14 protein-coding genes are annotated in these 14,179 nt (G+C 57.4%); 7 read left to right on the top strand and 7 right to left on the bottom strand.

Going from position 1 to position 14,179, the window contains the following annotated elements; translation table 11 throughout:
• Positions 1-69: 69 nt before the first annotated feature.
• Both putA and LH23_RS13065 read left to right on the top strand, forming a co-directional pair.
• Entirely contained in the window at positions 70-4,032 is a 3,963-nt protein-coding gene (putA, locus tag LH23_RS13070; protein ID WP_039291713.1) for a trifunctional transcriptional regulator/proline dehydrogenase/L-glutamate gamma-semialdehyde dehydrogenase, read from the top strand.
• Between the two features lie 60 nt (positions 4,033-4,092).
• Positions 4,093-4,485, top strand: coding sequence for a lysozyme inhibitor LprI family protein (locus LH23_RS13065; protein WP_039291710.1), 393 nt, complete (start codon positions 4,093-4,095; stop codon positions 4,483-4,485).
• Between the two features lie 6 nt (positions 4,486-4,491).
• Here LH23_RS13065 and rutR read toward each other — a convergent pair whose 3' ends face one another.
• From rutR to LH23_RS13050, 3 genes are all read right to left on the bottom strand, one after another.
• Positions 4,492-5,133: an HTH-type transcriptional regulator RutR gene (gene rutR / locus LH23_RS13060; protein WP_039291708.1), complete on the bottom strand. Its 642-nt coding sequence runs from the start codon at positions 5,131-5,133 to the stop codon at positions 4,492-4,494.
• Between the two features lie 37 nt (positions 5,134-5,170).
• Positions 5,171-6,106 (bottom strand): DMT family transporter, encoded by a 936-nt coding sequence (locus tag LH23_RS13055; RefSeq protein WP_039296654.1) that lies wholly within the window; start codon positions 6,104-6,106, stop codon positions 5,171-5,173.
• A gap of 154 nt (positions 6,107-6,260) precedes the next feature.
• The gene (locus tag LH23_RS13050) at positions 6,261-6,434 is read right to left on the bottom strand and encodes a general stress protein (protein ID WP_008455651.1); all 174 of its coding nucleotides are present in this window, start codon (positions 6,432-6,434) and stop codon (positions 6,261-6,263) included.
• A gap of 375 nt (positions 6,435-6,809) precedes the next feature.
• On the opposite strand from LH23_RS13050, the gene wrbA reads away from it, so the two are divergent.
• Positions 6,810-7,406, top strand: a complete 597-nt coding sequence (wrbA, locus tag LH23_RS13045; RefSeq protein ID WP_039291705.1) for an NAD(P)H:quinone oxidoreductase — start codon at positions 6,810-6,812, stop codon at positions 7,404-7,406.
• 10 nt (positions 7,407-7,416) lie between these two features.
• Positions 7,417-7,644, top strand: a complete 228-nt coding sequence (locus tag LH23_RS13040) for a YccJ family protein (protein WP_039291703.1) — start codon at positions 7,417-7,419, stop codon at positions 7,642-7,644.
• A 35-nt stretch (positions 7,645-7,679) separates the two neighbouring features.
• On the opposite strand, the gene agp is transcribed toward LH23_RS13040, so the two are convergent.
• On the bottom strand, positions 7,680-8,924 hold the full coding sequence (gene agp / locus LH23_RS13035) for a bifunctional glucose-1-phosphatase/inositol phosphatase (protein WP_039291700.1): 1,245 nt from the start codon (positions 8,922-8,924) through the stop codon (positions 7,680-7,682).
• 267 nt (positions 8,925-9,191) lie between these two features.
• Between agp and LH23_RS13030 the strand changes: the two genes are divergently transcribed.
• The 3 genes from LH23_RS13030 (at position 9,192) to LH23_RS13020 (ending at position 10,851) form a co-directional block, all read left to right on the top strand.
• Positions 9,192-9,641 (top strand): winged helix-turn-helix transcriptional regulator, encoded by a 450-nt coding sequence (locus LH23_RS13030; RefSeq protein ID WP_039291697.1) that lies wholly within the window; start codon positions 9,192-9,194, stop codon positions 9,639-9,641.
• Between the two features lie 173 nt (positions 9,642-9,814).
• A complete protein-coding gene (locus LH23_RS13025) occupies positions 9,815-10,603 on the top strand; it encodes an SDR family NAD(P)-dependent oxidoreductase (RefSeq protein WP_039291694.1) in 789 nt (262 codons plus the stop codon).
• A gap of 98 nt (positions 10,604-10,701) precedes the next feature.
• On the top strand, positions 10,702-10,851 hold the full coding sequence (locus LH23_RS13020; RefSeq protein ID WP_156108033.1) for a hypothetical protein: 150 nt from the start codon (positions 10,702-10,704) through the stop codon (positions 10,849-10,851).
• On the opposite strand, the gene LH23_RS13015 is transcribed toward LH23_RS13020, so the two are convergent.
• The 3 genes from LH23_RS13015 to LH23_RS13005 are packed head-to-tail and all read right to left on the bottom strand — an operon-like array spanning position 10,848 to position 14,177.
• Positions 10,848-12,197, bottom strand: coding sequence for a dihydroorotase (locus tag LH23_RS13015; RefSeq protein ID WP_039291687.1), 1,350 nt, complete (start codon positions 12,195-12,197; stop codon positions 10,848-10,850). The two genes, LH23_RS13020 and LH23_RS13015, sit on opposite strands and share 4 nt — an antisense overlap.
• Positions 12,198-12,228: 31 nt before the next feature.
• Positions 12,229-13,227, bottom strand: a complete 999-nt coding sequence (locus tag LH23_RS13010; protein ID WP_039291685.1) for a FecCD family ABC transporter permease — start codon at positions 13,225-13,227, stop codon at positions 12,229-12,231.
• Positions 13,227-14,177: an ABC transporter substrate-binding protein gene (locus tag LH23_RS13005; protein ID WP_156108090.1), complete on the bottom strand. Its 951-nt coding sequence runs from the start codon at positions 14,175-14,177 to the stop codon at positions 13,227-13,229. Before LH23_RS13005 ends, LH23_RS13010 begins: the two co-directional genes overlap by 1 nt.
• Positions 14,178-14,179: the final 2 nt, after the last annotated feature.

The raw sequence follows: 14,179 nt of genomic DNA, 5'->3' as shown, positions 1-14,179 counted from the left end.
TGCAACTTCATAGATATTGCTGGCTAACAAAGCACAACCCCGAATCATCATTAACCTGGAGACTGTCGTATGGGCACCACCACGATGGGCGTAAAACTGGATGAAGCGACGCGCGAGCGCATTAAAGAGGCCGCCTCGCGCATTGACCGCACCCCACACTGGCTGATTAAGCAGGCGATTTTTAATTACCTTGAGCGACTGGAAAGCAGCGATGAACTGCCTGAGCTGCCAGCCCTGCTGGCCGGGGCGGCCAATGAGAGTGAAGAATCTCCGGTGCAGCCTGAAGAAGTGGCGCAGCCGTTCCTCGACTTTGCCGAGCAAATTCTGCCGCAGTCCGTCAGCCGGGCCGCAATTACCGCCGCGTGGCGTCGCCCTGAAACCGACGCAGTCCCGATGATCCTTGAGCAGGCTCGCCTGGCCCCGGCCATCGCCGAACAGACGCAAAAGCTGGCTTACCAGCTGGCCGACAAGCTGCGCAACCAGAAAACGGCTTCCGGCCGCGCGGGCATGGTTCAGAGCCTGCTGCAGGAGTTCTCCCTGTCTTCTCAGGAAGGCGTGGCGCTGATGTGCCTCGCGGAAGCGCTGCTGCGTATCCCGGATAAAGCCACCCGCGATGCGCTGATCCGCGACAAAATCAGCAACGGTAACTGGCACTCGCACATTGGCCGCAGCCCGTCGTTGTTCGTTAACGCGGCGACCTGGGGTCTGCTGTTTACCGGCCGCCTGGTGTCCACCCATAACGAAGCCAGCCTTTCCCGCTCCCTGAACCGCATCATCAGCAAAAGCGGTGAACCGCTGGTGCGTAAAGGCGTGGACATGGCGATGCGCCTGATGGGCGAGCAGTTCGTGACCGGCGAAACCATCGCCGAAGCGCTGGCTAACGCCCGCAAGCTGGAAGAAAAAGGCTTCCGCTATTCCTACGACATGCTGGGCGAAGCTGCGCTGACTGCCGCCGACGCGCAGGCCTATATGGTTTCCTACCAGCAGGCGATTCACGCCATCGGTAAAGCGTCCAACGGCCGCGGTATTTATGAAGGCCCGGGTATTTCCATCAAGCTTTCCGCCCTGCACCCGCGATACAGCCGCGCGCAGTACGACCGCGTGATGGAAGAGTTGTACCCACGCCTGAAGTCCCTCACGCTGCTGGCGCGCCAGTACGACGTTGGCATTAACATTGACGCCGAAGAAGCCGATCGCCTGGAGATCTCCCTCGATCTGCTGGAAAAACTCTGCTTTGAACCTGAACTGGCGGGCTGGAACGGCATTGGCTTTGTTATCCAGGCCTACCAAAAACGCTGCCCGTTTGTGATTGATTACCTGGTGGATCTGGCCACCCGCAGCCGTCGCCGTCTGATGATTCGCCTGGTCAAAGGCGCCTACTGGGACAGCGAAATCAAACGCGCCCAGGTTGACGGCCTGGAAGGCTACCCGGTCTACACCCGCAAGGTGTACACCGACATCTCCTACCTCGCCTGCGCCAAAAAACTGCTGGCCGTGCCGAACCTGATCTACCCGCAATTTGCGACCCATAACGCCCACACGCTGGCCGCGATTTATAACCTGGCCGGGCAGAACTATTACCCAGGCCAGTACGAATTCCAGTGCCTGCACGGCATGGGCGAACCGCTGTATGAGCAGGTGGTAGGGAAAATTGCCGACGGCAAACTGAACCGCCCTTGCCGTATTTACGCCCCGGTGGGTACACACGAAACGCTGCTGGCTTACCTGGTGCGCCGCCTGCTGGAAAACGGCGCTAACACCTCTTTCGTCAACCGCATTGCCGATGCCACCCTGCCGCTGGACGAGCTGGTTGCCGACCCGGTAAGCGCGGTGGAAGCCATGGCCGCCAAAGAAGGCCAGCCAGGATTACCGCACCCTAAAATCGCCCTGCCAAAAGCGCTTTACGGCGCGGAACGTACCAACTCCAGCGGCCTTGATTTGGCTAACGAACACCGCCTGGCGTCGCTTTCTTCCGCCCTGCTGAACAGCGCCGCGCAGAAATGGCAGGCCACGCCTGTGCTGGAACAGCCGGTTATTGAAGGCGAATTAACGCCGGTGAAAAACCCGGCTGAGCCAACCGACATTGTGGGCTACACCCGCGAAGCCACGAGCGAAGAGGTTTCCCTCGCGCTTGAGAATGCCGTCAATCACGCGCCAATCTGGTTTGCCACCCCGCCGCAGGAACGCGCCGCTATTCTCGAACGCGCCGCCGTGATGATGGAAAGCCGCATGCAGCAGCTGATCGGCATCCTGGTGCGTGAAGCCGGGAAAACCTTCAGCAACGCCATCGCCGAAGTGCGTGAGGCCGTGGACTTCCTGCACTATTACGCAGGCCAGGTCCGTGACGACTTCGACAATGAAACGCATCGTCCACTTGGCCCGGTGGTCTGTATCAGCCCGTGGAACTTCCCGCTGGCTATCTTTACCGGCCAGATTGCCGCCGCGCTTGCCGCCGGGAACAGCGTCCTGGCCAAGCCTGCGGAACAAACCCCGCTGATTGCCGCTCAGGGCGTGGCGATCCTGCTTGAAGCTGGCGTGCCTGCAGGCGTACTGCAGCTGTTGCCTGGCCGCGGTGAAACCGTCGGGGCACAGCTCACAGGCGACTCGCGCGTACGTGGTGTGATGTTCACCGGCTCAACTGAAGTCGCGTCTCTGCTGCAGCGTAATATCGCCGACCGCCTCGATCCTCAGGGTCGCCCAACGCCGCTGATTGCGGAAACCGGCGGCCTTAACGCGATGATCGTTGATTCCTCCGCGCTGACTGAACAGGTTGTGGTAGACGTAGTTTCTTCCGCGTTCGACAGCGCCGGGCAACGCTGCTCCGCCCTGCGCGTGCTGTGCCTGCAGGAAGACGTGGCAGACCACACTCTGCAAATGCTTCGCGGCGCCATGGCGGAATGCCGTATGGGTAACCCTGGCCGCCTGACCACCGACATTGGGCCAGTGATTGACGCTGAAGCGCAGCAGAATATTGAGAAGCACATCCAGGCGATGCGCGCCAAAGGCCGCACTGTATTCCAGGCCGTGCGTGAAAACAGCGTGGACGCGCGCGAATGGCAGTCCGGCACGTTTGTAGCGCCAACCCTCATCGAGCTGGAAAGCTTCGACGAGATGAAGAAAGAAGTGTTCGGCCCGGTGTTGCACGTGGTGCGCTACAGCCGCAATAATCTTGAGTCGCTGATTAAGCAGATCAATGCCGCAGGCTATGGCCTGACGCTCGGCGTGCATACCCGTATCGACGAGACGATTGCCCAGGTCACCGGCTCCGCCCACGTCGGCAACATGTATGTTAACCGCAACATGGTCGGCGCCGTGGTTGGCGTTCAGCCATTCGGCGGGGAAGGCCTGTCCGGCACAGGCCCTAAAGCCGGTGGTCCGCTGTACCTGTACCGCCTGCTAGCCAGCCGCCCGGAAAATGCGCTGCAAACTACCTTCAACCGCCACGATGCGGAAACCCCAGTGGATGCCTCCCTGAAGAGCGATCTGCAGGTTGCCCATCAGGCGCTAAGCGAGTGGGCGACCAACCGCGAGGAGCTGAAAGCCGTTTGCCAGCAGTTTGGCGGGCTGGCGCAAAGCGGGACGCTGCGTGTGCTGCCGGGCCCAACCGGGGAGCGCAACACCTACGCCCTGCTGCCGCGTGAACGCATTCTTTGCGTCGCCGACGATGAGCGCGATGCATTAGTGCAGCTGGCAGCAGTCACCAGCGTGGGCAGCCGCGTGCTGTGGGCGGATGACAGCCTGCATCGCGACCTGGTGAAGCAGTTGCCTAAAGCCGTGCAGCAGCAGGTTGATTTTGCCAGGCAGGAAGATCTGCTGAAGCAGCCGTTTGAGGCGGTGATTTACCACGGCGACTCCGACCAACTGCGCAAACTTTGCGAAGCCGTCGCGGCCCGCACCGGAGCAATTGTTTCCGTTCAGGGCTTCGCGCGCGGGGAAAGTAACATCCTGCTTGAGCGTCTCTACGTAGAGCGTTCTCTGAGCGTGAACACCGCTGCTGCCGGCGGCAACGCCAGCCTGATGACAATCGGTTAACACTCCGCTACCCTACGAGGGCTCTCATCTGAGAGCCCTTTTTTATTTGAGGACAGCGAAATGAAACGCGTGTGTTTACTTGTTGGCGGGCTGCTGCTGAGCGGAGTCGCCCTGGCCGACGGCTGTGATTCCGCCGCCACCCAGGCCGATATGAACCAGTGTTATGCCGCAGAGTATAAAAAGCAGGACGAGCGGCTGAATAAAACCTACAAAGAAGTGATGTCCCGGGCAACCGACAAGCAAAAAGAAATGCTCAAAAAGGCGCAGAACGCGTGGATTTCCTTCCGCGATGCGGACTGTGATTTTATGAGTTCTGGCGCGGAACAAGGTTCGGTCTACCCTATGGTACGCGCCAACTGCCTGGCGGATAAAACGCTGGAACGTACCGAGCTGCTGAAAGGCACGCTGGAGTGTGAAGAGGGCGACGTAAGCTGCGTCCTGCCTCCTAAGTAAGCGTCATTACCTCACCCGAATCCCCTCAATAATCATCCGCTGCACGTTTTCCACCGTGCGGCGGAAGAAATCTTCATCCTGCAGCGTGTTGCCGGTGACGGCCTCAACCTGGCTGGCAAAATCCGCGTAGTGCTGAGTCGTGGCCCAAAGCATGAAAATCAGGTGATGCGGATCGATCGCCGCCAGTTTACCGCTCGCGACCCAACCCGCAATGATCGCCGACTTCTCATCTACCAGCGCTTTCAGGTCGCCCGTCAGCTCGCCTTTCAGCAGGGGCGCGCCCTGCAGCATCTCCAGGCAAAACAGCTTAGAGGCCTGCGGGTAATCCCTCGAAACTTCAAGCTTGAGGCGAATGTATTCCCCAATTGCCACCAGCGGCTGCAGATCTTCCCGAAAGGCCCGCAGCGGTGCCAGCCAGATGTCCAGGATCTGCTTCAGCACCGCGATGTAGAGCGCTTCTTTGGAAGGGTAGTAATAAAGCAGGTTAGTTTTTGACACCTCGGCCCGCTCGGCTACCTGCTCAAGGCTGGTGCCGTGGATGCCGTATTGCGAAAAAAACGCCAGCGCAGCGTCAAGAATGGCCTGTTTTTTGGCGGCGACGGCTTTCGAGCGGCGTCCAGGGGTTTTGATATCATTGGCAGCGGCCATGCGAGCTCTCCTTTTTTTCGCTGGCCTGAAGTATAGCTCAGACGCCCTCGCCTTCGGTATCTTCCTGCCAGCCGCGCTCCGCGTTTGCCGCTTTCTTGCGCTTAAGCTTCAATTCGCTCACCAACACGCCGAGCACGATCAACGCCCCGCCGACCAGCGCAAGCACCGGGAGGCGCTCGCCAGCCATGCGGCCAAAGATCCCCGCCCAGACTGGCTCACCAGTATAAATAACCGTGGCACGGGTCGGTGACACGCTGCGCTGCGCCCAGTTCATCGTTACCTGAATGATGGCGCTGAAAATCCCCAGCCCCAGGGCAATCACCACCAGGCCAGGGCTGAAATGCGGCACGCTTTCCCCGGCTGGGACCATCGCCGCGAACGACACCAGCGAAGCCGTTGCCAATTGCACCACGGTCACACGCTTGATATCCACTTTCCCCGCCCAGGCGCTGATCAGGATTATCTCGGCGGCAATGGCCACGGCACCGATAAGCGTAATGATTTCCCCTGCCCCTAGTGAGAGGCTGGTGCCTTCCGGCCCGGCAAGAAAAATCAGGCCAACAAACGCCAGCGCGACGCCAATCCAGGACATCAACCCCGGCATACGGCCAAGGCAAATCCACTGCAGGAGAGGCACAACGGGCACGTACATCGCGGTAATAAAGGCGGATTTGCTGCTAGGGATCGTCTGGAGCCCCCAGGTCTGCATGCTGTAGCCGATGGCAATCGCCACGCCGATCATCATCCCCGCTTTGATTTCAAGCCAGGTTAATCCGCGCAGAGATTTTAGCGACAGCAGCCCGACGGCAATGGCGGCGGTGGCGAAGCGCAGACCAACAAAGAAAAACGGGTCGCTCATCGTCATGGCGTACTGTACGGCCAGGAACGTACCGCCCCAGAACATGGTGATAAGGATAAGCAGCGCTTCCTGCGGCTTAACGGAGAATTTATAACGGCTTAATGGCGCAGACATGAGGGAGACCGGAAACATCAGGGTGAAAGTCGAGGGTCTATAGTGCTTCCAGTCACATTTTGTTGCAATGGGAAAATAAAAAACCGCCGGCTAACCGGCGGTCGGGGTATTTCGACGCAAGCGTTAATCCGCCGTGCGCTTCACAAAGTCACGGCTATTTATTTTTGCTGCCGTGGCTGTTTTTACCCCCTTTTTGACCAGCTTCTGAGGCGCGCTGCGGATCGTTTTTAAAATTACCGCCGCTGTGCTGGCCACCTTTCCGGCCTGCTTCTGATGCTCTTTCACGGTCTTCAGCGAAATTACCTGAACCACCACGATGGTTTGCCATTTCTAACCTCCGGATTTAGGACATCATATTGCATTCAATAAAGAGAACGCTTTTGCACGCGGCCAGGCGGGCTTGCCGCCAACGTTACCGCGTGGGTCTAAGCTTAGTGCACCGGCGCGGTCGGACTTCTGTTCAGACATATCCAGAAACATGCCGGTGAGCTTATCTTTTTGCCCTTCAAACGTAACGCCATAAGCCCCTCTTATCCATGGTCAAAAAACAGCCAATAAAATGTTAGCTAATGCTACAGGGTCAAAATTTCATCTGCGCTTGTGATGTATCAAGGAAAGGTCACTCAGGTTTGCACTCTGCGCCACAGGTCATATCTTTAAAGGAGCGCAGTCAAACTGCAGTTCAACTGAGGAGTGAAGCAAGATGGCTAAAGTACTGGTGCTTTATTATTCAATGTATGGACACATCGAAACTATGGCTAAAGCCGTGGCGGAAGGTGCACAGAAAGTCGATGGGGCGGAAGTGACGATAAAGCGCGTGCCCGAAACCATGGCCCCGGAAGTCTTTGCTAAAGCCGGGGGCAAAACCCACACCGCGCCGGTCGCCACGCCGCAGGAGCTGGCCGACTACGACGCTATCATCTTCGGTACCCCTACCCGCTTCGGCAATATGGCCGGGCAGATGCGAACCTTCCTCGATCAAACGGGCGGTCTTTGGGCTTCCGGCGCGCTTTACGGCAAACTGGGCAGCGTATTCAGCTCCACCGGCACCGGCGGCGGCCAGGAGCAGACCATCACCTCCACCTGGACCACGCTCGCCCACCACGGGATGGTAATTGTGCCTATCGGCTATGCGGCGCAGGAGCTGTTTGATGTTTCTCAGGTTCGCGGCGGCACGCCTTACGGCGCCACAACCATTGCCGGCGGCGACGGCTCACGTCAGCCAAGTCAGGAAGAACTGGCAATTGCCCGTTACCAGGGAGAGCACGTCGCAGGCCTGGCAGTAAAACTGAAAGGTTAACGGAGGAGTGATGACCACATCGCAATCAAAAGCCCATCACGTTGGCGAATGGGCAAGTTTACGCCAGACCTCACCCGAAATTGCAGAAGCCATTTTTGAGCTGGCGAAATACGACGAAAAGCTGGCCGAAAAAATTTGGGAAGAAGGGAGCGATGAAGTGCTGGTGCTCGCCTTTGCTAAAACCGATAAGGATTCGCTCTTCTGGGGCGAACAGACCATCGAGCGCAAAAACGTTTAATCTCTCCGCTGCCCCCTTCCGGGGGCAGCCTCTTCTTACTTCACGGCGTCATTCAGCACTTCGCTAAACTTATCCCACGAGCAGTAGCCGTTGGCGTCCGTCGGGCAGCCTTCCAGCTGCAGCGTGACGCGTTTTGGCGGATGCTTCAGGGTTAATACATCGCCATTGCGCAGCTGCTCGGCGCTCTGATAAACGTATTCCACTTTCAGCAGGTCGCGATTGTTGGTTTTATCATGCCAGCGCTGGAACAGAATATTGCCGCCAATCGGGGTGCGCTCATACTGCCCCGGCAGCTGATAAGGCTTGAACTGCAGCGCGGTCAGCAGCGACGCAATGTTCGAGTCATGCCCCACCATCAGCGTCACTTTCGGCCCGGAAGCGGCCTCTTTGGACGTTAACGCGTTCTGAATGTATTTCACCAGCGGAGCCGCGACGTTACGGGCCACTTCCGGGGAGGTAAACAGCGTATCCTGGTAGCTGTTTTTAAGCTGGGAAAGCACACGCCACTGTTCCGCCGTTTTGATTTTTCCCCATGCCACCTGATCCATCGGGAAACCTTCGTAATATTGCAGCGTGAACGCATCAACCAGGGCATTGCCCACCTTCAGGGAACCATTAACGCCCGGCTCCTGAGTCGCATTAGCGCTAAAGACGTCTTTTGGCCCGTTCAGTTCACACTGCTGTTTCTCTTTGCAGGTTGGCGAGTTTTTATAGCCGACGATGTGCTCCAGCAGTTTATAGCTGTCCGCCAGCTTGTATTCGGTGCGCTGTTTTTCCATCGCCTGAACGGCGCTGGCTTTAAATTCTGGCGAGTCGTTGGTGATCACCGGGTTGAACACCGGGTCCATGGTGCCCATTTTCTCCTGATGGTGCACCGGCACATCGCAGCCAGGGAAAGCCCCGGTGATAAAGAATTGCGCGGTAGCGACGGTGCGCTGGAGGCTGTTGGCGTAGGCATAAACGCTTTCCGGCGCAGGGCATTCACCGCTGGTTACCAGATTCTGGCTCGCCAGCCATTCACGCATGTAATGCCCCATATACACTTCCAGCACGCCGCCTTTGGTGGTGAGCTGCCCGCCCGGCACATCCCATTCCGGCCATGCCTGCGCGGTAGACTGTTCAAGCACGCTGCCGTTGTTGGCCAGCGGCGCGCGCAGGTTATGACGGCTCATCAGCAAAACCTGCTGAAGCTGATAACCGTCCGGCACGGTGTCCGCCGTCGCCAGGCCTGGGGCAAGACAGGCGGCGGCCAGCAATGAGGCAACAATTTTCTTCTTCATTACTTATTCCTCAGGGGGTGATTAATAGAATGTGAAGAATATATTGTGACAGAAAAATGACAGCCGGCCTGCCTGGCGGATCGCAAAAGCCCTATTATTCCGTTTGTTGTTTCAGCTGCGCTTCAAAGCGCTGCCGCGAGAGATCCACATAGCGTTGTAACCCGTCTTTGTCGATAAAGGCATTGCTATCTCCGGTGTTGAAATTACCGCTCAGTCTGCCAACAAAAAGTTTTATAATAGAACCTGACAAGCCCATCAGGAGGAATGATGAAACGCAAAAGCCTTGAAGACAGCGTCTGTTCGGTTGCCCGCACGCTGGACGTAATCGGCGACTGGTGGTCGTTGCTGATCGTGCGCGATGCGCTGAACGGCATGTCTCGCTTCGGTGAATTCCAAAAAAATCTCGGCATCGCCAAAAATATGCTGACCGTTCGCCTGAAACAGCTCGTCGATAACGGTATTTTTGAGCTTCGCCCGGCGTCGGACGGCAGCGCCTGGAACGAATACGTGTTGACGGAAAAAGGCCGTGCGCTACAGACCGTTTTAGCGGCACTTTCACAATGGGGCTGCGAAAACCTCTACGCCAAAGATGAGACTCGCAGCGTCCTCGTCGACAGCCAGCAACATCGCCCTATCCGCAAGCTAACCCTGCAGGCCGAAGATGGTCGTGAGCTAAAACCGGAAGAAATCATCACCCTGGCACGCCCTTCCTCCTGACCAATAAGCATCTGTTATTCAGGTGCTTACTTATAGTCCCTTTAGCAATTTCTGCGCATAACGAAAAAATAGCCTCTAATTTGGTTGCATAATAAAACCAACAAATCTACATTCACCCCAAGGTTTCATTATGAAACCACATTAACGTTACTCTACTTCTTGTGAGGTGTTTTATGGCTAGCTCTCGTTCTATTGCAGTAATTACCGGCGCGTCTTCCGGTATTGGTGCGGTTTATGCCGATCGTTTTGCGGCCCGAGGTTTTGATTTGCTGCTGGTTGCCCGGCGCGAAGATCGCCTGCGCGATCTGGCCGCGAAGCTTGAAGCCCGCCACGGCATAACCGTGACTACGCTAAAAGCCGATCTGGTTAACGACCAGGACATTGCCGCCGTTGAGGAAGCCCTGAAAGATCCACGCATCAGCGTGCTGGTTAACAACGCGGGCACCGCCCACAGCGCAGCGTTTACCGCCGCCAGCGTGGAGCAGCATCAGGCACTTATCACGCTGAACATCACGGCGCTAACTCGCCTGAGCCATGCCGCCCTGCTCAATTTCCAGCAAAAAAACAGCGGGACGTTGATCAATATTTCCTCGATTCTGGCGGTGCAGAGCTGGGTAGGTAGTGCCGTATACAGCGGCACAAAAGGTTATGTTTTGAACCTGACGAAAGTTCTGCAGGCCGAAGCTGCCGGCACCGGCATTCGTATTCAGGCTGTGCTGCCCGCGGCTACGGCAACGGAAATTTGGGATCGGGCTGGCGTGTCGGTGGACTCCCTGCCGGAAGGTGCGGTCATGAAAGTGGATGATTTGGTGGATTCCGCTCTGGCCGGGCTGGACAGCGGGGAAGCTGTCACCATCCCGCCATTGCACGATCTCAGCCTGTGGGAAACCTATGCCACAACGGCGCAGGCCATGTTTGATGCGGCAGGCATTGGGCAGCCAGCGCCTCGCTACGCCCGCTAATTTTCTCGGGCAGATGTCGGCGGCATCTGCCCATCATTTACTGACAGGCCGCTATGTCTCGCTATAATGAGGCAAATTCCTGCCAATATGATGCTGTGATGAAACTGTTTTACTATTCAGCCGCCGGCATGGTTGCCGCGCTGATTGTGCTCTGGGGAGCGCTGATTGTGGACAGCGCCAATATCCTGCAACACATGTCTGAGCTGATGCACTACATCGAAGATTTGTTCAAACCTCGCGAACGCTAGCGGTTAAACGCCAGCGCCTGGCCGTAAATCTCCCCGGCAACTGATTCGCCGTCCCAGACGAGGTGGCCGTTCACCAGCGTGCTTTCAACCACACCGCCCTGCAAGGTGTGCCCTTCGAAGGGTGACCAGCCGCATTTGTAGGCAATGTTGCTGCCCTCAATACTGGCGCGTTTCCAGGGGTTAATCACCGCCAGATCGGCCCAGTAACCTTCCCGAATATAGCCGCGATCTTTAATCTGAAAACGCTCGGCTACCGCGTGGCTGGTTTTTCTGACGATCAGTTCAGGCGTGAAAATCCCTCTGGCACACATATCAAGCAACGCAGGCAGCGCGTGCTGTACCAGCGGCAATCCCGACGGAGCCGAGAAATAATCATTCTGCTTTTCCGCCAGCAAGTGCGGCGCATGGTCGGTCGCAATAATATCAATCACGCCCGCCTGAACCGCCTGCCATAGTGCCTGCTGGTGTTCCTGGCCCTTCACCGAAGGGTTGCACTTCAGCTTGTGCCCAAGCGCGGCATAATCATCCTGATTAAAATAGAGATGATGGATACAGGCTTCCGCCGTAATTGTTTTTCTGCGTAAGGCCTCGAGCGTGGGTGCAGGTTCAAACAACGCCAGCTCATCAGCCGTGGTGATATGCAGCACATGCAGCCGCGTGCCGTACTTTTTCGCCAATGCAACCGCCCGCGAAGATGAAAGCAGGCAGGCCTCAACCGAGCGAATAGCCGCGTGTTCTGCGGCCGGGATCTGCTCCCCATATCGCTCCCGCCACAGCGCCTCATTACGTTTGATCGTCGGCGTATCTTCGCAATGCGTGGCCACCAGCCCCGGCGCATGCTGGAAAATCGCCTCCAGAATGCGTTCATCATCCACCAGCATGTTGCCGGTGGAGGCACCCATAAACACTTTTACGCCACAGGCCGCACCGGCTGGCAGCGCCTTAAGTTCTTCCAGATTGTCGTTGGTGGCACCGAAATAGAAACTGTAATTGGCCAGTGAACATTCGGCGGCCCGCTGAAATTTGCCTTCCAGCGCCTGTCTGGTGGTGGTCGGCGGTGAAACGTTGGGCATTTCCATATAGCTGGTGATCCCGCCCATCACCGCCGCGCGTGACTCACTGGCTATCGTGCCCTTATGCATCAACCCGGGTTCGCGAAAATGCACCTGATCGTCGATCATGCCCGGTAGTAGCCATTTCCCGGCAAGATCGCGCACATTCCACGTGGCGCGAGCCGGGATCGCAGCGGCTATTTTTTCAATTCGCCCGTCCACGATGAGCAAATCGCCCTGGTAACGCCGATCTTCATTCATCATCAGCGCGTTGGTCAGTAACAGAGGTTTCATTAGTCGTTTTCTCCGGCGTAAAAAGGCTGCGCTAGCGTCGGGCAACCATCACAACAATAAACAGCCCGCCAATTCCGGCGGTAATAATGCCGATGGGCAATTCCTGCGGCGCAACCAGCACCCGGCTGGCCAGATCACCGCCGCACAACAAACAGGCCCCGGCCAGGGCACACAAAGGCAGCAGCCTGGCGTGCTTAATGGCGGAAAAATGGCGGCAAAGATGCGGCACCATCAGCCCGACAAAGCCAATCACGCCGGTCAGCGATACAAAAATGGCGGTCGAAAAAGCGCAGCACAGAAAAATTTCGGTGCGCAGGCGGTTGACGTTAATGCCCAGCGAAAATGCGGTGCGATCCCCTGCAAGTAATCCATCCAGCGATCGCCATCTCAGCAGGCAAAATGTGGCCAACAGCAGCAAACCGCCCAACGCAAATCCCAGGTTATCCCACCGCGCCAGCCCCAGGCCGCCGAGCGACCAGAATAAAACCGAGCTGGCCGTGCGCTGGTCACCGGCGAATATCAGGTAGCTGGTTAACGCCCCGAACAAGAAAGAGATCGCCAGCCCGCAAATAATCAGCATTTCGGCGCCCCGCTCGCGTTTGAGCTGGAATAACGACAGCACCGCGACGGAAGAAAGCAGCCCGCCGGCAAAAGCCGCCGCCGGTAGCGTCCAGACGCCGAAGAAGTCTCCAAAGCGGGTAAAAACCAGCACGGCGCCAGCAGATGCGCCCGAAGAAAGCCCGAACAAAAAAGGGTCCGCCAGCTCGTTGCGCGTAGCCGTTTGCAGCAGCGCACCCACCACCGCCACCCCCGCACCGGTCATCAGGGCGAGCAGCGTTCTTGGCAGCCGGATGTCCAGCACAATCCCACGGATCATCGGCGAAATGTCCGTGCCAGTGGGTTGAAGCGCGTTTATCACTTGATTCAGACTCAGCCGGACCGATCCTTCCGTTAAGCTAAGCGCCGTAAACAGCATGACGAGAAACCCAGCCAGACATGCGGCCCGGCAATAACGAGAAGCTAAAAACATCACTGTGCCGCGAACAGAGCGTGAGCGAGCTTCTCAACCGCGGCGATATTTGCCGGGCCAGGCGTCAACTCGGCGTACTGCAGCTTAAGATAGCGGTGTTGTTTCACCGCCGGGGTGAGCTTCATCAGCGGGTGGCGTTCAAGAAACTGCCGCAACGAATCTGCGCCGCCGCCAGTCTGGTAATCCAGCAGGATGATGACATCCGGCTCTGTCGCCGCCACATTTTCCCAGGAGGTTGTGCCCCAGCTGGTGTCCAGCCCTTCCATGGCGTTTTTGCCACCTGCGGCCTCGATAATGGCCTGCGGCATGGCGTATTTTCCGCTGGTGAACGGCTTGTCTTCCCCTGAGTCAAACACAAAGACTTTCAGTGGCCTTGCGCCCGGCTGTGCTTTGGGGAGGGCCGCCAGCCGCGCTTTCCAGCCATCAACCAGCTTCTGAGCAGCCTCTGCCTTACCAAATATTTTGCCAAGCGTAAGCTCATCGTTATAGAGCAGATCCAGGGTCGCTTTGGTTTTGCTTTCGCCGGAAATCGTACAGCTTTCGCTGAGCACAAAGGTTTTAATACCATATCTGGCAAGGCTTTGGGGCGTGACGTCGCCCCCGACTTTCATGCCGTAATTCCAGCCCGCGAAAAAGAAATCAGGCTCGGCGGCCAGCAGCGTTTCAAGCGAAGGGTATTTGGGTGCAAGCTCGGGGATCGTCCCCATTTGCCGCTTAAATTCAGGCGTCATTTTGTACCAGCCGGAGATACCCGTCAGACCCACAATCTGCGGTTGCAAATCCAGGGCGAAAGCCATCTCCGACATGTTCAGGTCGTTGATTACCGCCCGCTTTGGCGCTTCGGTAAAGACAATGGGTTTACCGCAGCTAGTGATGGTCACCGGGAAGCCGGAAGCAAAAGCGGCTGAAGAAACAAAGGCAAGCCAGAAGCCGGTAGCGATTTTTAACATCA

Origin of the sequence: Cedecea neteri, assembly GCF_000758305.1 — a bacterium.
Lineage (GTDB): Bacteria > Pseudomonadota > Gammaproteobacteria > Enterobacterales > Enterobacteriaceae > Cedecea > Cedecea neteri_C.
This window is presented reverse-complemented; position numbering and strand designations above follow the sequence as displayed.